Consider the following 22,044-nt stretch of genomic DNA (forward strand, 5'->3'; position numbering starts at 1 on the left):
CGTTGCCACGGTGCGGAATCCTGCGCAGCTGCACTCCAAGGTCGCGGAATGGATTCCAGGGTCTACGCGACGGAGCTTCGCTCCTGCTCCGCCCTAGAATGACGAAGCGACGGGCGTCTGCCCAGTCGTCGGGGCATGCGGTCCGCAACATGAGCGTCCCCGTCAATTTAGCCCGCCCTCACCTGTACCGCGCCTGGTTCCACTTGTGCCCCAACAGCGACAGGATGATGATCAGGCCGTTGAAGAACTGGACGTAGAAGCCGCTCAAGCCCGCCGCCACGACGCCGGTCTGGATGAACGACACGGTGACCGCGCCGATGGCGCCGCCGGCAACCGTGCCGATGCCGCCCCAGGTCGGCGTGCCGCCCACGAACACCGAAGCCAGCACCGGCAAGAGATAGCCGTCGCCCGCGGTCGGCCACCAGGTGAAGTTGATCATCACCGAAAACGTGCCGGCGATCGCGGCCCCAATGCCGGTGAAGATGAACACTTTCACCCGCACGCGCTTGACGTCGATGCCCATCTGCTGGGCGCTGTCGGGGTTGTCGCCGACCACCCTCACCTGCGCGCCGAAGCGGTGCCGGTTGTAGAGCATTGCCGACAAAATGACGAAGGCGAGTGCCCAGAAGACCTGTACCGGAAAACCCCACACCTGACCGGAGAAGATGGTGTACGCCCAGCTGTCGCTGAGACCGGTCAATGCCGTCGATCTGCCCTCGTTGATGATCTGGATCAGCCCACGCAGCAGGAAATTCATGCCGAGCGTGGCGATCAGCGACGACAGCCCGCCATAAACGACGAGCGACCCAACGAGGAAGCCGAGCAGCGTGCCCGTGAGAATCGCCGCTGCGATGCCGAGAAACGGATCATAGCCGGCCTGCACCACCAGCGCGAACACCCAGGAGGCAAAGCCCATGGTTGCGGGAAACGACAGGTCGATCTCGCCGCAAGTGACGACGAACACCAGCGGCACCACCACGAACAGCGCAACGGGCAGCGTGGTCAGCACGGATCTGTAGAGATACCAGGTGGTGAACACGGTCGGGTTGGCGATCAGGAACGCCGCCATCATGATGATGAACACGGCGAGCGTGCCGAGCGCTGCGCGGTTGTCGATGACGAAACCGCGCAGCCAGTGGTCGGACGGGTGCTTCCACTCGGGTCGGGCTGCCTTGCCGCCGAGAGGGCTCTGCAGATCGGGTTCCATGGTCTTGCTCATCGTGCTGCCCTCTCCGCGTCGCCGGCCTCGTGCAGCCCCGGCAATCCGCCGGGATGCGCAACGTCTTCCATGAAGTTGATCAGCTCTTCGGCCGACTTGACCTCGGTGCGATCGGCGGTCAGCGCCACCTTGCCGCGGTCAATCACCACGAAGCGGTCGGCGATGTCGAAGACGTGATGGATGTTGTGGCCGATGAAGAGGATCGAGCGCCCGCTCGCCCGCACCTGGCGCACGAAATGGAAGACCTTGGCGGTCTCGGTCAGCGACAGCGCCGTCGTCGGCTCGTCGAGGATGATCAGCTCCGCCTGCTTGTAGATGGCGCGCGCGATCGCCACGCCCTGGCGTTCGCCGCCGGAGAGCTGGCCGACGATCGAATGCGGCGTGAACACTTTCGAGGTAAAGCCGATCTCGCGCATCAGCCGGCTCGCCTCCTCTATCTCTTTATTGACCTTCAGAAAGCCCATGAAGCCGGTGAGTTCGCGGCCCATGAAGATGTTGCGCACGATGGTCTGCTGCACGGCCAGCGCCCGGTCCTGGAAAACCGTCTCGATGCCGGCGTCGCGCGAGCGTGCCGCACTCCAGCCGGTCACCGGCTTGCCGCGCACCAGGATCTCGCCGCTGGTCGGCTTGACGACGCCGGACAGGATCTTGATCAGCGTCGATTTGCCGGCGCCATTGTCACCGATCAAGCCAACCACCTCGCCGCGGTCGACCGAGAGATTGACCCCGCCCAGCGCATAGACCTGGCCATAGGATTTGCTGATGTCGCGCAGTTCGATGATGCGTTCGGCCATGGCGATCCTCGCTCCTGTGGTATCATCCCGGCCTGGTGCCGGCGGTCCTGCCGGCCGGGCTTGCGCCCAGCCGGCAGTTTGGGAGGTCAGCGCAGCGCCTGCTTGGCGAGCTCGGCGACGATCTCGTAATTCTGCGGCGTGACGAAGCCCGCCCCGGTGTCGACATTCATCGGCGCCAGGCCCAGCACCACCTGCTGGCAAAGGCTGAGGATCGGCAGATAGCCTTGCAGAAACGGCTGCTGATCAGCCGTCAGCTGCACCCAGCCGCCCTTGAACGCCTCGACGATCTGCGGGCTGGTATCGAAGCCGAAGTTGAAGATGTCGCCGGGCTTGCGTCCTGCCGCCTGCATGTAGGTGGCGACGTTGCCCAGCATCTGGCCGCCGGGATAGCCGACCGCCTTGACGTCGGGATTGTTGAGCAGGGCCGCGGTGATCACCGGTATCGCCAGATTGGGGTCGGACGCCCATTCGCCGCTCGGCGGCGACGACAGCTGGATGACCTCGACGCCGGCTTCCTTGAGTGCTGCCACCGTGCCGCGCTCTCGCGCGCCGCGGGCCTCGTTCTCGAACGGACCGATCATGATTGCCTTGTCGCCGGACTTGAGCTTCCCGAGCTTGAACGCCTCAGTGCCGAGCGCGCGGCCCTGCTGCTCCTGCTGGGCGCCGACATAGCCGCCGCCGAACGCGTCCACCACCTTCGGCACCGGCACGTTCTGGTACATCATCTTGATGCCGTCCTTATGCGCCTGTTCGGCCAGCGGCATGATCGCGGCGTCGCCCGGATGGCCCATCATGGCAATGCCGTTTGGCTTCACGGCGACGGCCTCACGCAATTGCTGCACCATCTTCTCGACGTCCCACTGCGAGAAGATGTAGTCGACCTTCGGCCCGAGATCGGACGCCGCCTGCTTGGCGCCATTGTAGACGATGGTGCCGAAAGCGTCGCCCTCGGCGCCGCCGACGAAAAAGCGGATGTGGACATCCTTGCACCACTGGGCGTCGAGCGCCTGCGCCGGCAGAGTGGAGATGGCAGCGCACAGCGCCGTGGCGGCGGCCACGACGGTCGAGCGCAGAAGTGTCGTTCTCATTGCGATGCTCATGCACGTTCCTCCCTTTTGTCCTCGGTGAGCCGAGGGGTTCGTCGTTCGCTTTTCGGCAGTGCTTGTCGGCAGTGCTTGGCAATCTGTCAGGCCGGCTCCTCCCACCGGCCCTCGGTCACGCTGGGTTCGGCAGGTAGGTCGCTCCTCCCCGGCATTGCTTGAGGTATTCCAGCCCGCGCACCTGGCCTGTGATTTCGAGATCGCCGCGATAGACCGGGTCGTGCCAGCCCTCGATGTCGATGGCGCCCTTGTAACCGGCCAGCCGCAATTCGCTGATCACCCGCGTCCAGTCGCTGTCGCCAAAACCGGGCGTGCGCATCTGCACGAAGGGCAGCTTGCCGAACACGCCATGCTCGCGGATCACATCCCAGCGCACCGTCGCGTCCTTGCCGTGGACATGGAAGATGCGCGGCGCCCATTTGCGGATCTGCGGCATCGGGTCGATGAGATAGACCAGCTGATGGCAGGGCTCCCATTCGAGGCCGAGATTGTCGTCGGGCAATTCGTTGAACATCAACTCCCAGGCATCGGGATTGTGGGCGATGTTCCAGTCGCCGGCCGCCCAGTTGCCATCCATCGCGCAATTCTCGAAGGCGATGCGCACGCCCTTGTCTGCGGCGCGCCTGGCCAGCGGACCCCAAATCTCACGGAAGCGCGGCAGGCTGTCTGTCAGCTTCTTGCCACGCAGACGTCCGGTGAAGCCGCTGACGATCGAAGCGCCGAACAGATGCGCATTGTCGATGACGGTTTCCCAGGCCGCGAGCACGCCGCGATCGACCTCGCCATCCTCCAGCGGATTGCCGAACACGCCGATCGACGACACGGCGACATCGGCATCGCCGATCGCCTCGCCAATCTCACCGGCGAGCCGCGCCAAATCCTTGCCGCCCAGCGTCTGCCAGAAGAAGGGCTGGATGCTCTCGAAACCGAGCGGCAGAATCTCTTTGATGTAGGCGGCGGGGTCTTCGAGATTGGCCCGCACCATGGTGCCGATCCGGATGTCGAGAAGCGGGTTTGGCATCATGATGCTTCCTGTGTGATTGCGACGCGCCGTCCGGTCTCGGCGCTTTCGATGGCGCCGAAAACCATGGCCAGGCTTTTGATGTTGTCGCTGCCACGCGTTTCCGGCTCGCTACCGGTCTCGATGGCGTGGATGAAATCCTTGATGACGCCGAGATGACCGCCGATGCGGTCGGCGGGATCGAGCGGCGGCACGATGATGGGCTGGGTCAGGTCGAAAAGGCCGTCGCGGACCGACAACACAACTTCGGCCTTCAGCCCGTCCTCGCCGTCCCAGACCAGGCTGCCGTGCTCGGCGACGATGCGCCATGTGCTCTCCCAACTGGTGCGGAAGCCCGCCGCGCACCAAGAGCCTGCATAGGTGAACCGCTTGCCGCCACCGAGATCGAAGATAGCGCTGGCCGAGGAACCCTGCCGGTACCAGGAATTGGCCGGCTCCCATTCCTGGCAAAAAACACCGGCGGGATCGCCTGCGACCATGTAGCGGGCGGCGTCGAATGTGTGGATCGCCATGTCGAGCAAGAGCACATGCGCCATCTCCTCGCGAAAGCCGCCGAAATGCGGCGCGACGAAGAAGTCGGCATGGATGCTGGTTGGCTTGCCGATGGCGCCGGAGTCGAGAAAGCGCCTGATGCGCCGGACATTGGCGACGTAGCGGCGGTTCTGCACCACGGCATGAACGCGCCCTACCTGGCGCGCCGCGTCGACAATGGCGCGGGCATTTTCCGGGGTGTCGGCGAGCGGCTTTTCGGTGAGCAGATGGCAATTATGGGCAAAGGCGGAAAAGGCGACGTCGCGGCGGGCGCCAGGAACCACGACATCGAACACCGCGTCGGGCTTGGTCTGGTCGAGCACCGCGTCGAGGCTGGTGCCGATTACCGCGCCGTCGAGCCCGTATTCGTGCGCCCTCGCCTTCGCCCGTTCGGCGTCGAGATCGACAAGGCCGACAATGGCCAGCCCGTCGATCTGCCTCGCGGCATCGAGCCAGGCCTTGCTCATCGCACCACAGCCGACGAGGACGGCATTCATCATCCGGCATTCCTCCCGTCCGGCCCCTCCAGACCGAATGTCACGGCATTGACGGCACCACCGTAAACGTTTCTCCGTAAACGTTTACGAGAACACACCCGATGGCCTAGAATGTCAATCGGCTGCCCGCGAAAATCATCCCGAAGCCTTGGCCTGAGCGGCAGCCGGTGCTAGCCAAGGGTCGGGGGAGAGAAGTCCTTGGCGTCCAGCATCCATGACCTCGCGCGTCACCTGAACATTTCGATCGGCACCGTGTCGCGGGCGCTGAACGGCCGCGCCGACGTCAATGCCGACACCCGCCAGCGCGTGCTCGCCGCCGCCAAGCAGCTGAACTATTCACCCAACCAGTCCGGCCGCAGCCTGCGGCAAGGCGCCACCCATTCGATCGCCTTCATGCTGCAACCGCATCCGGGGGACCAGCAATATGGCGAACCGTTCTTCATCCCGTTCCTGATCGGTCTGCAAGGCCGGCTTGCCGAGTATGGCCTGGATCTGATGGTCGTCATGGGTGAGCCCGGTCAATATCAGCAGGACAGGCTGCGCCGAGTGGTTGAGACGCGCCGGGCCGACGCGGTCGTGTTGGCCAACACACGGCGGGAAGACGATCGGATCGACTATCTCAGCAAGGCCGGCTTTCCCTTCGCCACGCTTGGCCGAAGTCAATCCGGCGACGACACCTATCCTTCGCTCGATATCGATTTCGAGAGGGCGGGTGATGAAGCCGTCGACCGGCTGGTCGCGCGCGGCCACCGCCGCATTGCCGCCATCCGCCCTTCGCTTGATCTCAACTTCGGCTACCTGTTCCTCGACGGCTACCGCAAGGCGCTGAAGCGGCATGGTATCGAAGTCGACCCCGGCCTGATCGCCGACGGCTTCATCAACGAGGCCGGAGGCTACCAGGTGACGCCGCGCGTGATGCTCTCCAAGGACCGGCCCACAGCCATCATCTTCAACAATGACGCAATGGCGCTCGGCGGCTGCAAAGCACTGGCCGAGATGGGCATCAGGCCCGGCCACGACATCGCGGTGATCGTCATCGTCGACACGCCGCTCTGCCGTTATTTCTCGCCGGCGCTGACCGCCTTCCGTCCGTCGCTGGAGCCGATGGGCCGGCGGCTGGCCGAAATGCTGCTGGCCTCGCTTCCCGCCTTTGCCGGCCCGGAAGGTCCGCGCATCATCCGCGAAGTCTGGCCGCTGGAGCTGATCGCCCGCGACAGCGATTGATCCGCCGCGGAGGAAGGCCGGCGGGCCTCAATCCACCTTCTTCTCGCCCCGCTCGCCGCCTTGACGATGTCGCCGGTGGTGAACAGGATTTCCTTCAGTTCCGTGCGCCAGTCTTTCTTCTGGCGCAGCAGGAATTCCAGATCCATGCCGAAATGCTTGAACTCCTCGCCTTGCGCGTTCTTCATGATCGCCTTGGCCTGAGGGTCTTTCTCGACCGACATGCGCTGTTCGTACCAGCTGATCGCCTCGGCCTCTTCGATCAACGAGGTGATCATGCGGGCAAAGGTCCGCACCTCCTGCGTCAGTTCTTCCGGTGGCTCGTGATACTGATCGAAACCCATTTATCCCTCCTGGGCCCGGGGCTCGACCGGCCATCGCAGGCGACGCTTGGGCTCGCGTGCAACGGATCAGGCTGGAAAATGGTTCCGGAGCGCGTGCGACACGGTCTGTCACGCAACTATCATCTTCGCGTCCTAGACCGCTCATCGGTGGGCGCGGCATCGTCGATTGCGGCGGCTTCGTCATCCGGCCGTTCCGGCCCGTTCCGTCACAAAGAGGTTATCCCATGAAAAATCTGCACCGAACCGTGTCGCTCGGCGCCGCATTGGCGCTGTTTAGCGCCCTGACCCCTGCCCTTGCCGACAGCACCGCCACCGTTGGCGGCTTCGTCAACAAGGGCCTGGTCGGCGTCGGCCGCATTCCGGCCGATCAGAAGGACAAGTTCGGCGAGACCTTCGGCTCCGGCTCCGGCATGTCGATCGACGCCGCAAGCTGGACCCATGGCGCGGATGGCTACAAGGGTTCGCTGTGGCTGCTGCCGGATCGCGGCTACAATGTCGTCGGCACCACCGACTACCGGCCGCGGCTCAACACTATTCGCATCGAGTTCACGCCGACCGCACTGGGCGCCACGCCCACCGCCGGCCAGGAAAGGACCGGCGTCAAGGCGACGCTAGCCGATTCCCTGCTGCTCACCGACGACAAGGGCGCAGACGCCACCGGTCTCGATCCGCTCAACGGCTTGCGCGCGGCCAATGGCGACCTGCCGATCCTGCCCGAGGCCAATGGCAAGCTGGCGCTCGACAATGAGGCGATCGCGCGGCTGCCCGACGGCACCATGTTCATCTCTGACGAATACGGCCCCAACATCTACCGCTTCTCGGCCGACGGCCATCTGTTGTCGGCAACGCAGCCGCCCGCCGCTTTGGTGCCGATGCGCAAGGGCGCGCCGAACTTCGCCTCCGACAATCCGGGCCCCGGTGCAGCCGAACCCGATCCGAAGGATCCCGAAACCGGCCGCCAGAACAATCAAGGCCTCGAAGGCATGGCGCTGACGCCGGACGGCAAGTCGCTGATCACTGTGCTGCAGTCGGCGCCCCGCCAGGATGGCGGCGATTCGCCCGCGACGCGCCAGAACACCCGCGCGCTGGTCTACGACGCCTCCGACCCGGCCCATCTCAAGCTGGTGCATGAATATGCCGTGCCGCTGCCGGTGTTCAAGGACGCCAAGGACAAGACCAAGGTCGCCGCGCAGAGCGAAATCGTGGCGCTGTCCGACAAGACCTTCCTGATGCTGGCGCGCGACAGCGGAAACGGCCAGGGGGTGAAGGGCGATACTTCGCTGCTGCGCCAGATTTTCGTCGTCGACGTCTCTGGCGCCACCGACATTGCCGGCGGCGCCTTCGATGCCGCCGACAAGCCGCTGGCGCCCAAGGGCGTGCTCGACCCCTCGGTGACCCCGGCCAAGCTGACGCCGTTCATTGACATCAACGACAACAAGGAACTCGGCCGTTTCGGCCTGCATGACGGCAAGCCGAACGACAAGAACAATCTCTCGGAGAAGTGGGAAGCAATGTCTGTGGTCAGCCTGCTCGATCCGGCGCTGCCCGACGACTATTTCCTGTTCGTCGGCAACGATAACGACTTTCTCACCCAAGACGGTTTTCAGGTCGGCGCGCCCTACAAGGCCGATGACGGCGCCGATGTCGACACCATGTTCCTGGTCTATCAGGTCACGCTTCCGGGCCTCGCCAACAAGTAGCCGTATACGGAAAGGCGGACGCGCCCGGCGCGGCCGCCTCTAACCGTTTGTCGGCGATCAGCGATGCCGTGAAGGCACCTATTTCAAAATCTCCGCATCCCTTGGCACGCCGGCATCGATCGGCTCGGCGGTCCGGCTCGACACAGCCATGATCTTGCCCGCGGCCGACAGGTTCGGGCGCACATAGACCTGGGCTACGCCGTTGACCCGGCTGTAGAGGTCGATGATGTCCTGGTTCATGAAGCGCACGCAGCCTGACGACGCGTTCTTGCCGATGGAATCCCATTCCGGCGTGCCGTGCAGCCGGTACATCGTGTCCTTGCCGTCGCGGAACAGATAGAGCGCGCGCGCACCGAGCGGGCTCTGCGGTCCGGGCGGCATGCCGTCCTTGTATTTCGCCAGTTCCGGCCGGCGCTGGATCATTTCGGGCGGCGGCGTCCACACCGGCCATTTCTTGCGCGCCTGGATCACGGCGCTGCCGGTCCAGCCAAACCCGGCCTTGCCGAGGCTGACGCCATAGCGCATTGCCTTGCCGCCGTCGCGCACCAGATAGAGAAAATGCTCGGATGTATCGACGACGATCGTGCCGGGTTTTTCGCCGGTCGGATCGTCCACGATCTGGCGCACGAATTTCGGATCGAGCTTGGCGACGGGGATTGCCGGCAATGAAAAGCCCTCATCGACGCGCGCCGAATACATGGTGGCGGCATCGCCGAAAGCGGGCTCGGGTGCGGGTGCCGGCGCCGGCGTCGGCGGTACTGCCACATCAGTGGTTGTGCAGGCCGAAAGTGCCAAGGCAGCGGCACCCAAAGCGGATGCTCCCAGAAACGCGCGCCTATTCAGGCGCTCGGAAAATAATGGATTGTCGGACATGATCCCCCCGGTTTGCGGCCCCTCGCGGCGATGACCCATAGCCCATTACGCAAGCTTTGAGAACCTGATCGCCTCAGCCGCGTTAAGCGTGATGTTCCGATGCCGCATCGACCTTGTCCGTTAAATCGGCGATCATTGCCGGGCGGACTTTGAGATGAACCTTCGCCGAACAGCCCATGGACGAAAAAATACCACCGCGCCGGCGCACCGGCGATCTCACCAGCGGCCCAATCCCTCGCACGCTGCTGTTGTTCGCGCTTCCGGTGCTCGGTTCCAATGTGCTGCAGTCGCTCAACGGTTCGATCAACGCCGTCTGGGTCGGCCGCTTCCTCGGTGAATCGGCGCTGACGGCGACCTCAAACGCCAATCTGGTGCTGTTCCTGATTCTCGGCACCGTGTTCGGGATCGGCATGGCCGCGACCATCCTGGTGGCGCAATCGGTCGGCGCCCGCGACCTGCCCGAGGCGCGGCGCATCGTCGGCACCAGCGCCAGCTTCTTCTTCCTCGTCTCGGCTATCTTCGCCGTCTGCGGCTGGATCTGGGTCGACGCCATCCTCAACACACTGGGCACCCCGCCCGATGCGCTGCCGCTGGCGCGCTCCTATCTGCGCATCATCTTCGTCGCCGTGCCGATGATGAATCTTCTGTCCTTCGTCATGACGGTGCTGCGCGGTGCGGGTGATTCGCGCACGCCATTTTTCTTCATGGCGCTCGCCGTCGTGCTCGACATCATCCTCAATCCGCTGCTCATTCGCGGCATCGGCCCCTTCCCCGAGCTCGGCATCGCCGGCTCCGCCACCTCGACGCTGATCGGCCAGACGGTGAGCGTGATCGCCATCCTCGTCGTGCTTTATGCCAGAAAGCATCCGTTGCGGCTCGCCGGCGCGAACCTCGCTCTGCTGCGGCCGGATCCGGCGCTGCTCAGGATCGTCGTTTTCAAGGGCGTGCCGATGGGCCTGCAGATGATCGTCATTTCGGCGGCGGCGCTGACCGTCATGGGCATCGTCAACTCCTACGGCTCGCAGGTCGCCGCCGCCTATGGCATCGCGGCGCAGCTGTGGACCTATATCCAGATGCCTGCACTGGCGATCGGCGCCGCAGTCTCGTCGATGGCGGCCCAGAATGTCGGCGCAGGGCGGTGGGACCGCATCGGTCGCATCGCGGCGTCCGGCGTCGGCTTCAACCTGGTGCTCACCGGCGCCCTGGTGGCGCTGCTGTTCTTCTTCGACAGGCCGGTACTCGGCCTGTTCCTTAGCGGGGACAGCACCGCAATCGACATTGCAGCCCACATCAACAAGGTGGCGTCCTGGTCGTTCATCCTGTTCGGCGTCACCATCGTGCTGTTCGCGACCGTGCGCGCCACCGGTGCCGTGATGCCGCCGCTGATCATTCTGGTGATTTCCGTGATGGTCGTGCGTACCGGCTTTGCCTACTTCTTCAGGAGCTACATCGGCGAGGAAGCGCTGTGGTGGAGTTTTCCGGCGGGATCGATCACCTCGCTGGTGCTGGCCGCCGCCTATTATCGCTTCGGCCGCTGGCGCACCATGCACATGATCGAGGACCGGCCGGCCGCCGGCGAGCCGCCCGACACCGGCCTCGGCATCCCGCGCGGACGGGCAAACATGGCGCCCGGGACGCCAAACGGGTGAGGCTCAGCGCGCGTATTTGACGCCGAACCCCAGCGCTACGACAGAGAACAGCGTGATCATGCCGGCGAAGGCCAGGCTTGCCGTCGTCGGAGTGGCCCAACTCGACAGCAGCCCAATGCCGATCACCGGCAGCGCATTGCCGCAGAAGCAGCAGATGAAGAACGCCGACACCAATTCGGCGCGACGCTCGGCAGGTGCGATCTGGTTCACCACCTGCAGGCCGCCGCGATAGCCGAGCGCCGCCGCCACGCCGCACACAGCGGTGGCGGCAACCATCAGGGACATCGACGCGAAAAACTGAGCAGCAACCATCAGCCCTACGGCCGGGATCATCAGCGCCAGCGCGGCCAGCATGCCGGCGCCGCTGGACAGTCGGGTCGTGGCCAGAATGGTCGCGGCCGCAACGATCGACAGTTCAAAGAACAGCGCGCCGGCCTCGGCATGGTTGGCCACATGCAGCTGCTGCACCAGGATGCTCGGCGCCAGGGCTGCATAGAAGCCGACCAGCGCCATGGCGCCGAAGCCGGTGACGGCCGGCGCCACGAAAGCGGCGCGGATATCAGCGGGCACCGACAGCCGCGGCCGCAACGAAACGTCGGCCAGCCTTCCCGGCCGCGAAACGGTTTCCCTGGTGCGCCAGATCAACAGCGTCACCGCCACGAGCAAGGCAAGATAGACCGCAAACGTTAGTCTCAACGGCCAGGGCGCATATTCGGCGAGCAGGCCCGATGCCAGCGCGCCGAGGCCAAGGCCAACGAAGTTGGTGCTGGTGGCGATGATTGCCGCGCGCGATTTGTCCTTACCCTCGATCAACTCGGCAAGCCAGGCCGTGCCGGTTCCCGCGCCGATGCCGATGCCAAGGCCGCTCAATATGCGGGCGACATCGAGCCATGCGACATTCTCGGCCAGCAGGAACACCACCGCGCTGACCACCGCTATGGCCATCGACGCCAGCGCCGCAGGACGGCGGCCAATGCCGTCGGACAAGCGCCCGAACATCAGCAATGCGCCGAGATTGCCGACGACATAGACGGCGTAGACCAGCGTCAGCGTGATCTGCGAGAAACCGAAGGCCTGCTTGTAGATGACGTAAAGCGGCGTCAGCACCGTGCTGCCGGCGAACAGAGCGGCGATCATGGCGGCAACCGCGGCCATCGCGGGCCGGCCATCGAATCCGTTGTCGCGCGTCGTGGTCTCGGCATAGCTGGTCATGGCAACCTCCGGCCAATCGCCCAACGCCCAATTGCGCCCCAACGTCCATGTAATGGCGGCCGTTCCACGTGCCGAACTTCATCCTGACAACCTTGTCAGGATGGTCTTGCCCGAAATCCTCGCTTAACGTCTTTCCATCCAGAGGGAGAATCCATGGGAAAAGGCAGAGTCGAGGCATTCACCGATGGCGTCGTCGCCATCATCATCACCATCATGGTGCTGGAGCTGAAAGTGCCGCATGGCCAGGATTTTTCAGCGCTTCTGCCGCTGTGGCCGATCTTTTTCAGCTATGTCTTGTCGTTCATCAATGTCGGTATCTACTGGAACAATCTGCACAACATGTTCCACACCGTCCAAAGGGTCGACGGCCGCGTGCTGTGGGCCAACCTCAACCTTCTGTTCTGGTTGTCGCTGATGCCGGCAACGACGGCCTTCATGGGCGAGAACCATTTCGCGCCGGTCCCCGTCGCCGTCTATGGCATCGACCTGGTGCTGTGCGCGGTCGCCTACACCTTTCTCGCCACCAAGCTGCACCATTTGCACGGCAACGACACCGCCTTCGCCAAGGCGCTGGGCAATGACCGCAAGGGCAAGATCTCGGTGGCCCTCTACGCCGCAGCCGTCCCGCTTGCCTTCGTCAACCAATGGATCGGGGTTGCGATCTTTGTGCTGGTGGCCGCCGTCTGGTTCGTGCCGGACACGCGTTTTTCGCGGGTGCTGGAAAAGTAGCGTAGGACGTCTCTACTTGCGCATCGCCTTCAGCTTTTCGGCAACCGACGCCGCAAGGTCGGCATAGCGCTCCTCCAGCCGCTCGGCCGCCTTGATGATCGAAAAATCATGGCCGAATTTTTCCAGCGCCATGCGCAATTTCTCGACGAACTCGGCCTGTTTTTCGAGTGCCGAAAACAAGGTCTTAACCTGCGCTTCGCTTATGTCCGGATTGGCAAGCATCTGTGGCACCTCGCGGCCCATCTGGTCGCCGGTGGCGGTCTGCTCCTTCAGGATCGCAACCCAGTCGGTCAATCGGCAATCTCCCTGTTCGGCCGCAGCATGCACGGCCGCCGTTGATGCGGTCAACCCGAACACGCGGGACGGCCTTGCACGATGCGCGTCCCGCGCTAAGTTCGGCGCCACCCGAACCCTAGGAAAAAGATCATGACCTCCGACTCCGAAATCCAATCCGCTTTGCCCGCCCTCAGCCGAGGCAACGTCGCCGTCGTCACCGGGGGCGCCAGCGGCATCGGGCTTGCCGCCGCCAAAAGGCTGGCGGCTATGGGCATGAGACTGGTGCTGGCCGACATTGGCGGCGCGCGCCTCGATGCGGCCCGCCAGGCAGTCGCCGCGATCGCCGGCGAGAATGCCGTGCTTGCGGTCGCCACAGACGTCTCGAAGGCCGACGAACTCGGCCGGCTGGCGGAAAAGACGCATGCCGCTTTCGGCGCCGTATCGCTGCTGATGAACAATGCCGGCGTCGGCAACAATCCGGGAAAACCGTGGGAGAACGGCGACGCCTGGAAGCGGCTGATCGACATCAATTTCTGGGGCGTCGTACATGGCGTCGAGGCCTTTGCGCCGGCCATGCTGGCCTCCGGAGAGCCGGGCCTGATCATCAACACCGGCTCCAAGCAAGGCATCACCACGCCACCCGGCAATCTCGCCTACAACGTATCCAAATCGGCATTGAAGACGTTCACCGAAGGCCTGGCGCACGCATTGCGCAACGAGCCGGGCGCGAAGGTCGCGGCGCATCTTCTCATTCCCGGCTTCACCTTCACCGGCCTCACCGAAGGAGCGGTCGAAAAACCCGCTGGCGCCTGGACCGGCGAGCAGGTGGTCGACTTCATGCTGGCTTCGCTGGCGCGCGGGGACTTCTACATCCTGTGCCCCGACAATGAGGTGATGCGGCCGACCGATGAAAAGCGCATGGCCTGGGCGATCGGCGACATCATCGAGAACCGGCCTGCTCTCTCGCGCTGGCACCCCGACCATAAGGACGCTTTCGCGGCCTTTATGGGAAACTGATCGTCGAACTCAGCCAAAGCCGAGACTCAGGCGGGCGCGCGTTTTTTCGCGGTGCGCTTTTGCGCGACGGCCTTCTTGCCCGCCAGTTCGGCGAGCTCGTGGTCATGGCGTTTTGCCGCCCGCTCGCATTTGTCTCTGATCTCCTCGACCTCGGATTCGGTCAGGTGCTCGATGCCGATGAAATGATTGTGGCCCTCGCTGACGCGGATCAGTTCGTCGAGCTTGGCCTGAACCGCGGCGCCGTCGCGGTTCTGGGTGTTCTGAATCAGGAACACCATCAAAAAGGTGATGATCGTCGTTCCCGTGTTGATGACGAGCTGCCACGTATCGGAGAAGCCGAAGAATGGCCCGCTTACCGCCCAGACGATAACGATGGCGCAACAGGCGATGAAAGTCGGCGGCAGGCCCGCCAAGTGCGAAACGGTGTTGGCGATTCTGGTAAACAGCTTTTCGATCATTCACATCCTCAACCGTTCAAAGCGCGACGAGCTGACCAAGGCCGCATTCATCGCTCCAACAATAAACAACCGGCAGCCGCTTCCGGTTCCCTGTCGCAGAGGGCATCGCTGGTGCAATTGTATGCACGCCAAAGGCGCAGCGCCGTGAAAAGCCGCCTTATCGGTTTGTTGCCATTAGTCACCATGCAGGCCAAAACCTGTTCGTTCCGCTTCACGGCGGATTTGTCTCCAAGCCCCTTCCGCTGCGCCACCCCCGCATGGCGGAAGGGGTCCGTTGCGTTGCCGCAGACCGGCGGAACTCTTCCCGACACGTGCCGTTCAGAATTTTGGCGCCAGGATTTCGGCCAGCCAGTCGATGAAACCGCGCACGCGCGGCGAGCTCTCAGGAATGCTCTTGCTCCCAACGATCGAGGAAATCCTCAATCGGCAAGGCCTGCATGTCGGGAACCGCTTTGGCGAGTTTCTCCGGCGGCCAGTCCCACCAGGCAAGGCTTTCGATCCGCGCCGCGATCTCGGAGGGAAAGCGCATGCGCAACGGCTTCGCCGGTACGCCGGCGACGATTGTGTAGGCCGGCACATCCCGCGTCACCACCGAATTGGCGCCGACGATCGCGCCATTCCCGATGCTGATGCCGGGCATGATGACGGCGCCATGGCCGATCCAGACATCGTTGCCGATGCCGACCGCCTTGGCCTGCCGCCGCGCGCGGAACGCCGCGTCGACGCCCAGCCAGCGGAAATACTCGTTCGGCCGGTAGCTGAGCTTGTGCTGCGTGATCCGCTCGATCGGATGCTCCAAGGCATTGATGCGGCTGTTGGCGGCGATCGAGCAGAATTTTCCGATCGTCGTGTAGATCGCCTCGGCGTGGCGCTCGAAATAGGAGAAATCGCCGACACTGACCTCGCGCAGCACCACCCGTTCGCCGATCGAGGCATAGCGGCCAAGCTTGCACGCTTTCAGCTCCGCGGTCGGATGGATGCGCGGCTCCGGATCTTTCAGGACGAGGTTTTCAGTACGGTCCATGCGGCGGATTTACCCCCGCGCAATTGCGGAAGCAATTGTCGCGTCGCGATCGGACCCGCAGGCGGGTGGATCGTGCGTCGGCTCCGACCGGCTATTTCGGCTTGCCGCCGGTCCACACCACGTTCTGGCCGAACAGCGGCACGGTCGTCACCGACATTTTTGCCGAGCCGTCCTGCACCTGGCGCGAATGCGAGAGATAGATCAGCGTCTCGTTCTTCTTGTCGTAGATGCGGTTCACCACCTGCTTCTTCCAGATCAGGCTGATGCCTTGCTTGAACACCTCTTCGCCGCCCTCGCTCATGTCGATGTCGCCGATGGTTATCGGTCCGGTCTGGCGGCAGGAGATCGAGGAATCCGATGGATCCTCGAACCAGTTGCCCTTGTGCAAGCGGTCGATGACGCTGCGGTCGAAATAGGAGACATGGCAGGTCACGCCGTCGATCTTGGGATCCTTGATCGCCTCGACGATGATGTCGTTGCCGACCCAATCGACGCCGACCTTGCCGACCTCCTCTGCCGCGGCGGCACCGGCGCCAAGGGCAATGCATGCGGCCAGCGCGCCGCCGATCAGTTTCTGCCCAATCCGTCTCTGCCCAGTCCGTCTTTGCAAGGGAGCCTCCTCAGGTTCGGTTTGCCAGTCTCAGGTGGGATAAGGGCCAGCTGTTTGCAAGGTAGCGTCCAGCCCGGTTGCGGCAACGCGGCATCTTTGCCAAAGCGATCTTGAGCACTATGGTCTGCTCGTCATGAAATTGGAGGGCACTCAGCATGTCGTCGTCTTTGGACCCACATTCTTCGTCGCTCTTCAGTTCAAAGGCAGCACGCTAGATGTACAGCGACGCGTCCCCTCTGATGCGCTTTATCCTTGTTGGCATCATCGTTGCGATGGTCGCCGGGCTTGGTGCAATGACCGTCTTGTCGTACAGGCCTTTCCAGAGTGGCGAACCGTATGGCGCGCCATTCACGCTGGTCGACCAGAAAGGCGCGCCAATCACCGAAGCCGCCTTCCGGGGAAAACCCAGCATCGTCTTCTTCGGCTTCACCCATTGCCCGGAAGTCTGCCCGACCACTTTGTTCGAAATGGCCGGCTGGCTGAAGACGCTGGGCAACGACGGCAAGAACCTCAACGCCTACTTCGTTACCGTCGATCCAGAGCGCGACACGCCGCCGGTGATGAACACTTACGTCAGCAATTTCTCCGACCGCATCGTGGGCATATCGGGCGATCCCGACAAGGTGCACGCCATGGCGAAGTCCTTCAACATCTACTGGAAGAAGGTCGACACCGGCGACGGCGATTACACGATGGACCACACCGCCTCGGCGCTGCTGCTCAATGCCAAGGGCGAGTTTTCGGGCACCATAGCCTATGGCGAAAGCGCCGATACCGCGATCGCCAAGCTGAAGCGGCTGGCGGCAGGCTAGGCATGATCCCGAAACGTGGATTCCGCTTTTCTCGGACAAAAAAGTGTTGTCCGGAGATCATGCTCGAACAAGAGACCAGCTGATGGGTCAGACCAGGCTCCACTTCATCGCTGGAAAGACCGAGGCCGACCGCATCTTTGCCGCGCTCGAACCGGCTTTCGAGGATGAAGGCCTGCCGATCGCCGTGCTCGAAGTCGATGAAGACCGCGACATCTACGAGGTTTCGCTCTACACCGACGGCAATGTCGACGCGGTTGAGGCGCGGCTAAGGGACAGCCTTGCCGGACTGTCCCTGTCGAAGCCGATCGAGCGCGAGGTTCTGCCCGACATCGACTGGGTGGCGCGCTCGCTGGAGGGACTGAAACCGGTGCGCGCCGGACGTTTCTTCGTCCATGGCGCGCATGACCGCCGGAAGCGCCACAGCGGCGAACTCGCCATCGAGATCGAGGCCGGCCTTGCCTTCGGCACCGGCCATCACGGCACCACGGCCGGCTGCCTCGAAATGCTGGAACGGGTCGTGCGCCGCGAACGTCCCAGGAATGCCCTCGACCTCGGCACCGGCAGCGCGGTGCTGGCAATCGCCGTCGCCAAACTGGCGCATATTCCGGTGCTGGCGACCGACATCGATCCGATCGCCGTCAGGGTCGCCGCCGCCAATGCCCGCCTCAACCACGTCAAGGCGCTGGTTGAAACGGTGACGGCGCCCGGCTTCCACCACCCGATCTTCGGCAAGCGCGCGCCTTTCGACCTCATCGTCGCCAACATATTGGCGCGGCCGCTGATGCGGCTGGCGCCTGAGATGGCCAGGCACATCAGCCTCGGCGGCTCGATCGTGTTGTCCGGCATCCTCGAGCGCCAATGCAATGCGGTGATCTCGGCCTATGTCGGCCAGAATTTCCGGCATGTCAGGACCCTGCATCGCGAAGGCTGGGTGACGATCCACCTGAAGCACTGAGACGCAACGCGCTTTGGACCAATCCGAGCCTGTTGCGATTGGCGAAAATCGATTCCGGTTTTCCGAGTCATGCGCTACGGTCGCGCCCGATACAGGAGGCATACCATGTTCCAGACCTTCGATTCCGCAGGCGACCCCAGCGTCGGCAAGCCGCGCGTGACGTTGCTGCGGCGATGGCTGGCGGATAATGGCCTCGACGGTTTCCTGGTGCCGCGCGCCGACGAGCACCAGGGCGAGTATGTCGCCGATCGCTCGGCGCGGCTGAAATGGTTGACCGGCTTCAGCGGCTCGGCGGGCGTAGCACTTGTGCAGCGTGACCGCGCCTTCATGTTCGTCGATGGCCGCTATACCTTGCAAGTGCGCCACGAGGTCGATCTCGACATTTTTGCGATCGAGAGTCTCGTCGACAACCCGCCGGCCTCCTGGATCAAGGACAATCTCGGCAAGGGCGCCAGGCTTGGCTTCGACCCGTGGCTGCACACGATCGCTGAGGTCAAGGCGCTGAAAACCTCGGCCGAGCAATCCGGCGCGACGCTGGTGCCGCTCGACAGGAACCCGATCGACATCATCTGGAAGGATCAGCCGGCGCCGCCCGTGGCGCCGGTCGAAATCCACCCGATCGGCTTTGCCGGGGAACTCGCCAAGGACAAGCTGGCGCGGCTGGTGGCGGCAATCGGCAAGGAGGGCGCGACGCACGCCGTGCTCACCGACCCCTCCTCGATCGCCTGGGCCTTCAACATCCGTGGCGGTGACGTGCCGCACACGCCGCTGGCGCTCGGCTTCGCGATCCCTGCCGCCGACGGCAAGCACCAGCTGTTCATGGACCAGCGCAAGTTTTCGCGCACGGTCGCCGCCTATCTCACCCAACTCGCCGATCTGCACGAGCCCGGCGAATTCGAGGCGGCGGTCGTTACCCTTGCCAAGGGCGGCGCCAAGATCGCGCTCGACCCGGTGCTGGCGGCGGAGAAGCTGAGAATGCTGGTCGAGGACAATGGCGGCGCATTTGTTTCAGCGGCCGATCCCGCCCGCATTCCGCGCGCCACCAAGAACCAGGCGGAAATCGCCGGCAGCCGCGCCGCGCACCGCCGAGACGGGGCGGCCGTGGCGAAACTGCTGTGCTGGCTAGAACGGCAAAAGCCGGGCACGCTCGACGAAATAACCGTTGTCACCAAGTTGGAGGAGGTGCGCCGGCAGACCGGCGAGGAAACGCAGATGCCGCTGCGCGACGTCTCCTTCGACACCATTTCAGGCAGCGGTCCGAACGGCGCCATCATGCACTACCGCGTGTCGCGCGCCACCAACCGCGAGCTGGCAAAGGGCGAGCTGTTCCTGCTCGATTCCGGCGCCCAGTATCAGGACGGCACCACCGATATCACCCGCACGGTGCCGATCGGCCAGCCGACCGAGGAGATGCGCGAGCGCTTCACACTGGTGCTGAAAGGTATGATCGGCATTTCCACGCTGCGCTTTCCCGCCGGCACGCGCGGCTCGGAAATCGACGCGGTGGCGCGCATGGCGCTGTGGAAGCATGGCTGCGACTTTGCCCACGGCACCGGCCATGGCGTCGGCTCCTATCTGGCGGTGCACGAAGGGCCGCAGCGCATCGCCCGCACCGGCACCGAAAAGCTGCTGGCCGGCATGATGCTGTCCAACGAGCCCGGCTATTACAAGGAAGGCTCCTACGGCATCCGCATCGAGAACCTGATCCTGGTGACACCGGCTGAACAGGTGGAGGGCGGCGACATCGCCATGCACGGTTTCGAGACGCTGACGCTGGCGCCGATCGATATCAGGCTGATCCGCACCGACCTGTTGACGCGCGAGGAGTTGCACTGGCTGGATACTTACCATGCCTGGGTGCTGGCCGAGATCGGCCCGATGCTCGACGGCGAGACGCTGGCTTGGCTGGAGAAAGCGACAGCGCCGCTGCCGCACGACGCCAAGATCTGAAATGAGCTTCTTTCTCCCCGTCACTATACGGGGAGGTGAGGAGCGGTCCGCGAAGCGGACGAAAAGCCAATTGCTTGGCTTTTCGAGTGACGAACGCCCGCCAGGGCAATGAGCGGCGGCGCCGACAGTTCGAAACTGTTCCGCGCGCAGGCGCCCTATGCCACAAACTGCCGCGCGAGGACCAGCACCACCGCCCCGGCCAGAAACACCGCCATCAGGCCGCCGCGCAGCGAGACCACAGCGGCGACGACCAGCGCCGCCCATTCCGCCGGTCCGGCGCTAAGTGCGGCGGGCGCCACCAGCGTCGTCAACACTGCGGCCGGCACGGCATTCAAACCCGCCTCGACGCGTGGATGGATGTGGTCGAAGCGCGAGATCACCAGATGGCCGCCGACGCGGGTGAGATAGGTGGCGATCGCGCCGGCAATGATGATCCACAAGGTCGCGCTCATCGTTTTGCCTCCACACCGCTATGGTGCGGCGGCAGGATGACGGCCAGAAGCACGCCTGCAACGGCGCCGATGGAGACGTGCCATGGCGATCCCACAGTTTTGTAGGCAATGATCGACGCCGCGGCGCTGGCGATCACCACCGGCAGCCACAGTGGCCGGTTGCGAAAGCCCATGACCAGCCCGAGGAAATAGATCGGCAGCAGGAAGTCGATGCCGAGCGCATGCGTGTCCGGGATCAGCTTGCCGAACACCGCGCCCAGCGCGCTCTCGATCCCCCAGAACACATAGACCGGCAGGCCAAGCCCCATGTACCAGGCAAAGCCAACGGTCTCGCCGGCTTCGGCCTTACGCTCGGCCACCGCGAATTGCGGATCGGTGAGCACGAAATAGCCCAGCGCTTGGCTGATAACCGGCCAGTGCGCGATTCGCCGGCCGATGCTGGCGGAGTAAAGCACGTGACGGAAGTTTACGGCGAAGATCGACAGCACGATCAGCCATGGCGCGACATGCTGGCCGAACAATTCGATGCCGACCATCTGGCTGGCGCCGCCGAAGATCAGCGCGCTCATCAAGAAAGCTTCGAGAACGGAAAAGCCGTTGTCGACGGCGATGGCGCCGAACAGCAGCCCAAATGGCGCCGCGGCGACAACCACCGGCATCGACAGCCGCACGCCGTCCCAGAAGTCGCTGGCCACGGAATTTTCGCTTAAGGTCTCTGCCGACATGTCACATTCCCATCTCGCGCTGCTATGTAGGAGCCGGCGTTTGAAAAGTCAGACGAATTCGCTTGAGCCAACAAATCAGCGAAACTGATGTTGTAAAAACAAATGAGGGGGTTCGGATGATCGCTTATGACTTCACCGGCAGGCACGCGGTCGTCACCGGCGCCGGTGGCGGTATGGGCGAGGCGATCTCGCTGGCGCTGCTCGATGCCGGCGCCTCGGTCACCGCCATCGACGTCAAGCCGCGTCCGGCGTCGCTTGCCGCCTATGACGACCGGCTCACCTTTGCCCAGGGCGACCTCACCGACGCCGCCTTCGTCGAGCAGACCATCAATGCCGCGGGCCGCGAGCGCGGCGGCATCGATTATCTCGCCAATGTCGCAGGCGTGCTCTGGTTCGGTCGCGACAAATCGGCCCTCGAGATGGACCTCGATGTCTGGGATCAGGTCTTCAACATCAATCTGAAATCCTTCGTCCACACCGCGCGGGCGGTGGTTCCGCATATGCGGGCCGGCGGACGCGGCGGCGCCATGGTGCACTTCTCCACCATCCAGTGGTATCGCGGCGATCCGACCCCGCAGGATGCCTACCAGGCATCGAAGGCCGGCGTCTGTGCGCTGTCGAAGTCGCTCGCCATGCAGTTGGCGGGCGATGGCATCCGCTCCAATTCGATCTGCCCGGGAATGGCGTTGACGCCGCTGCAGGCGCGCTGGGACACCGAAGAGAAACGCGCGGCCGTTGCCAATTATGCGCCGCTCGGCCGCATCGGCACGCCGCAGGACATGGCCAATGCCGCGCTATTCCTGCTTTCCGATGCGGCAAGCTACATCACCGGCATCGAACTGGCAGTCGACGGCGGTCTTTTGATGCGGATGTAG

The 22,044-nt window shown here is 63.9% G+C and carries 22 protein-coding genes and 1 pseudogene; 9 read left to right on the forward strand and 14 right to left on the reverse strand.

Translation table 11 applies throughout. From position 1 onward, the window contains the following. Positions 1–178: 178 nt before the first annotated feature. From NKI10_RS07830 to NKI10_RS07850, 5 genes are all read right to left on the reverse strand, one after another. Positions 179–1,219, reverse strand: a complete 1,041-nt coding sequence (locus NKI10_RS07830; protein WP_023668309.1) for an ABC transporter permease — start codon at positions 1,217–1,219, stop codon at positions 179–181. Next, on the reverse strand, positions 1,216–2,013 hold the full coding sequence (locus NKI10_RS07835) for an ATP-binding cassette domain-containing protein (protein ID WP_023668308.1): 798 nt from the start codon (positions 2,011–2,013) through the stop codon (positions 1,216–1,218). Before NKI10_RS07835 ends, NKI10_RS07830 begins: the two co-directional genes overlap by 4 nt. An 86-nt stretch (positions 2,014–2,099) precedes the next feature. Continuing rightward, entirely contained in the window at positions 2,100–3,113 is a 1,014-nt protein-coding gene (locus tag NKI10_RS07840; protein ID WP_023699592.1) for a substrate-binding domain-containing protein, read from the reverse strand. 115 nt (positions 3,114–3,228) lie between these two features. Further along, positions 3,229–4,137 carry a sugar phosphate isomerase/epimerase family protein gene (locus NKI10_RS07845; RefSeq protein ID WP_352859410.1) on the reverse strand — a complete coding sequence of 303 codons (909 nt, stop codon included), beginning with the start codon at positions 4,135–4,137 and terminating at the stop codon, positions 3,229–3,231. Further along, the gene (locus tag NKI10_RS07850; RefSeq protein WP_352655746.1) at positions 4,134–5,165 is read right to left on the reverse strand and encodes a Gfo/Idh/MocA family protein; all 1,032 of its coding nucleotides are present in this window, start codon (positions 5,163–5,165) and stop codon (positions 4,134–4,136) included. Before NKI10_RS07850 ends, NKI10_RS07845 begins: the two co-directional genes overlap by 4 nt. Before the next feature lie 195 nt (positions 5,166–5,360). Here NKI10_RS07850 and NKI10_RS07855 point away from each other — a divergent pair, with 195 nt between their 5' ends. After that, positions 5,361–6,386, forward strand: a complete 1,026-nt coding sequence (locus NKI10_RS07855) for a LacI family DNA-binding transcriptional regulator (protein WP_023746909.1) — start codon at positions 5,361–5,363, stop codon at positions 6,384–6,386. Positions 6,387–6,413: 27 nt separating this feature from the next. Here the strand turns inward: NKI10_RS07855 and NKI10_RS07860 are convergent. Beyond that, positions 6,414–6,727, reverse strand: a pseudogene (locus tag NKI10_RS07860) (ferritin family protein). A 224-nt stretch (positions 6,728–6,951) separates the two neighbouring features. Between NKI10_RS07860 and NKI10_RS07865 the strand changes: the two are divergent. Further along, positions 6,952–8,427, forward strand: a complete 1,476-nt coding sequence (locus NKI10_RS07865) for an esterase-like activity of phytase family protein (RefSeq protein ID WP_352655748.1) — start codon at positions 6,952–6,954, stop codon at positions 8,425–8,427. A 78-nt stretch (positions 8,428–8,505) separates the two neighbouring features. Here the strand turns inward: NKI10_RS07865 and NKI10_RS07870 are convergent, their stop codons facing one another. Beyond that, on the reverse strand, positions 8,506–9,300 hold the full coding sequence (locus tag NKI10_RS07870; protein WP_352655750.1) for a L,D-transpeptidase: 795 nt from the start codon (positions 9,298–9,300) through the stop codon (positions 8,506–8,508). A 176-nt stretch (positions 9,301–9,476) separates the two neighbouring features. On the opposite strand from NKI10_RS07870, the gene NKI10_RS07875 reads away from it, so the two are divergent. After that, entirely contained in the window at positions 9,477–10,949 is a 1,473-nt protein-coding gene (locus NKI10_RS07875) for an MATE family efflux transporter (RefSeq protein ID WP_352655752.1), read from the forward strand. A gap of 3 nt (positions 10,950–10,952) precedes the next feature. Here the strand turns inward: NKI10_RS07875 and NKI10_RS07880 are convergent, their stop codons facing one another. Further along, positions 10,953–12,161 (reverse strand): MFS transporter, encoded by a 1,209-nt coding sequence (locus NKI10_RS07880; protein WP_352655754.1) that lies wholly within the window; start codon positions 12,159–12,161, stop codon positions 10,953–10,955. Between the two features lie 153 nt (positions 12,162–12,314). Here NKI10_RS07880 and NKI10_RS07885 point away from each other — a divergent pair, with 153 nt between their 5' ends. Next, a complete protein-coding gene (locus NKI10_RS07885) occupies positions 12,315–12,890 on the forward strand; it encodes a TMEM175 family protein (protein WP_023668299.1) in 576 nt (191 codons plus the stop codon). A gap of 12 nt (positions 12,891–12,902) precedes the next feature. On the opposite strand, the gene NKI10_RS07890 is transcribed toward NKI10_RS07885, so the two are convergent. Continuing rightward, complete coding sequence (locus NKI10_RS07890; RefSeq protein WP_023668298.1) at positions 12,903–13,184, reverse strand: hypothetical protein; 282 nt, start codon at positions 13,182–13,184, stop codon at positions 12,903–12,905. A gap of 132 nt (positions 13,185–13,316) precedes the next feature. Between NKI10_RS07890 and NKI10_RS07895 the strand changes: the two genes are divergently transcribed. Further along, on the forward strand, positions 13,317–14,183 hold the full coding sequence (locus tag NKI10_RS07895) for an SDR family NAD(P)-dependent oxidoreductase (protein ID WP_352655756.1): 867 nt from the start codon (positions 13,317–13,319) through the stop codon (positions 14,181–14,183). 26 nt (positions 14,184–14,209) lie between these two features. Here the strand turns inward: NKI10_RS07895 and NKI10_RS07900 are convergent, their stop codons facing one another. From NKI10_RS07900 to NKI10_RS07910, 3 genes are all read right to left on the reverse strand, one after another. Next, positions 14,210–14,641, reverse strand: coding sequence for a low affinity iron permease family protein (locus tag NKI10_RS07900; protein WP_023750938.1), 432 nt, complete (start codon positions 14,639–14,641; stop codon positions 14,210–14,212). A 382-nt stretch (positions 14,642–15,023) separates the two neighbouring features. After that, positions 15,024–15,665: a DapH/DapD/GlmU-related protein gene (locus NKI10_RS07905; protein ID WP_352859414.1), complete on the reverse strand. Its 642-nt coding sequence runs from the start codon at positions 15,663–15,665 to the stop codon at positions 15,024–15,026. Positions 15,666–15,756: 91 nt separating this feature from the next. Further along, positions 15,757–16,275, reverse strand: coding sequence for a CreA family protein (locus NKI10_RS07910; protein ID WP_023753104.1), 519 nt, complete (start codon positions 16,273–16,275; stop codon positions 15,757–15,759). Between the two features lie 236 nt (positions 16,276–16,511). Between NKI10_RS07910 and NKI10_RS07915 the strand changes: the two genes are divergently transcribed. The 3 genes from NKI10_RS07915 to NKI10_RS07925 all read left to right on the forward strand — a co-directional run bounded on the left by NKI10_RS07915 (position 16,512) and on the right by NKI10_RS07925 (position 19,992). Beyond that, positions 16,512–17,087 carry an SCO family protein gene (locus tag NKI10_RS07915; protein ID WP_352859454.1) on the forward strand — a complete coding sequence of 192 codons (576 nt, stop codon included), beginning with the start codon at positions 16,512–16,514 and terminating at the stop codon, positions 17,085–17,087. An 82-nt stretch (positions 17,088–17,169) separates the two neighbouring features. Then, positions 17,170–18,042 carry a 50S ribosomal protein L11 methyltransferase gene (locus tag NKI10_RS07920; RefSeq protein ID WP_352803495.1) on the forward strand — a complete coding sequence of 291 codons (873 nt, stop codon included), beginning with the start codon at positions 17,170–17,172 and terminating at the stop codon, positions 18,040–18,042. Between the two features lie 105 nt (positions 18,043–18,147). Further along, on the forward strand, positions 18,148–19,992 hold the full coding sequence (locus NKI10_RS07925) for an aminopeptidase P family protein (protein WP_023753103.1): 1,845 nt from the start codon (positions 18,148–18,150) through the stop codon (positions 19,990–19,992). Between the two features lie 155 nt (positions 19,993–20,147). Here the strand turns inward: NKI10_RS07925 and NKI10_RS07930 are convergent, their stop codons facing one another. Together NKI10_RS07930 and NKI10_RS07935 are read right to left on the reverse strand one after the other, a co-directional pair. Then, positions 20,148–20,444 (reverse strand): AzlD family protein, encoded by a 297-nt coding sequence (locus NKI10_RS07930; RefSeq protein ID WP_352859416.1) that lies wholly within the window; start codon positions 20,442–20,444, stop codon positions 20,148–20,150. After that, complete coding sequence (locus NKI10_RS07935) at positions 20,441–21,169, reverse strand: AzlC family ABC transporter permease (protein WP_023668289.1); 729 nt, start codon at positions 21,167–21,169, stop codon at positions 20,441–20,443. The genes NKI10_RS07930 and NKI10_RS07935 overlap by 4 nt, the downstream gene beginning before the upstream one ends. 116 nt (positions 21,170–21,285) lie before the next feature. Between NKI10_RS07935 and NKI10_RS07940 the strand changes: the two genes are divergently transcribed. Next, positions 21,286–22,044 carry an SDR family NAD(P)-dependent oxidoreductase gene (locus tag NKI10_RS07940; protein ID WP_023682129.1) on the forward strand — a complete coding sequence of 253 codons (759 nt, stop codon included), beginning with the start codon at positions 21,286–21,288 and terminating at the stop codon, positions 22,042–22,044.

The organism is Mesorhizobium sp. M0802 (assembly GCF_040320115.1).
GTDB lineage: Bacteria > Pseudomonadota > Alphaproteobacteria > Rhizobiales > Rhizobiaceae > Mesorhizobium.

Coding starts and splice junctions, on each gene's coding strand:
- NKI10_RS07830 (WP_023668309.1), bottom strand. CDS start 1,219: ATGAGCAAGACCATGGAACCCGATCTGCAGAGCCCTCTCGGCGGCAAG.
- NKI10_RS07835 (WP_023668308.1), bottom strand. CDS start 2,013: ATGGCCGAACGCATCATCGAACTGCGCGACATCAGCAAATCCTATGGC.
- NKI10_RS07840 (WP_023699592.1), bottom strand. CDS start 3,113: ATGAGCATCGCAATGAGAACGACACTTCTGCGCTCGACCGTCGTGGCC.
- NKI10_RS07845 (WP_352859410.1), bottom strand. CDS start 4,137: ATGATGCCAAACCCGCTTCTCGACATCCGGATCGGCACCATGGTGCGG.
- NKI10_RS07850 (WP_352655746.1), bottom strand. CDS start 5,165: ATGATGAATGCCGTCCTCGTCGGCTGTGGTGCGATGAGCAAGGCCTGG.
- NKI10_RS07865 (WP_352655748.1), top strand. CDS start 6,952: ATGAAAAATCTGCACCGAACCGTGTCGCTCGGCGCCGCATTGGCGCTG.
- NKI10_RS07870 (WP_352655750.1), bottom strand. CDS start 9,300: ATGTCCGACAATCCATTATTTTCCGAGCGCCTGAATAGGCGCGCGTTT.
- NKI10_RS07875 (WP_352655752.1), top strand. CDS start 9,477: ATGGACGAAAAAATACCACCGCGCCGGCGCACCGGCGATCTCACCAGC.
- NKI10_RS07880 (WP_352655754.1), bottom strand. CDS start 12,161: ATGACCAGCTATGCCGAGACCACGACGCGCGACAACGGATTCGATGGC.
- NKI10_RS07885 (WP_023668299.1), top strand. CDS start 12,315: ATGGGAAAAGGCAGAGTCGAGGCATTCACCGATGGCGTCGTCGCCATC.
- NKI10_RS07895 (WP_352655756.1), top strand. CDS start 13,317: ATGACCTCCGACTCCGAAATCCAATCCGCTTTGCCCGCCCTCAGCCGA.
- NKI10_RS07900 (WP_023750938.1), bottom strand. CDS start 14,641: ATGATCGAAAAGCTGTTTACCAGAATCGCCAACACCGTTTCGCACTTG.
- NKI10_RS07905 (WP_352859414.1), bottom strand. CDS start 15,665: ATGGACCGTACTGAAAACCTCGTCCTGAAAGATCCGGAGCCGCGCATC.
- NKI10_RS07920 (WP_352803495.1), top strand. CDS start 17,170: ATGGGTCAGACCAGGCTCCACTTCATCGCTGGAAAGACCGAGGCCGAC.
- NKI10_RS07925 (WP_023753103.1), top strand. CDS start 18,148: ATGTTCCAGACCTTCGATTCCGCAGGCGACCCCAGCGTCGGCAAGCCG.
- NKI10_RS07930 (WP_352859416.1), bottom strand. CDS start 20,444: ATGAGCGCGACCTTGTGGATCATCATTGCCGGCGCGATCGCCACCTAT.
- NKI10_RS07935 (WP_023668289.1), bottom strand. CDS start 21,169: ATGTCGGCAGAGACCTTAAGCGAAAATTCCGTGGCCAGCGACTTCTGG.
- NKI10_RS07940 (WP_023682129.1), top strand. CDS start 21,286: ATGATCGCTTATGACTTCACCGGCAGGCACGCGGTCGTCACCGGCGCC.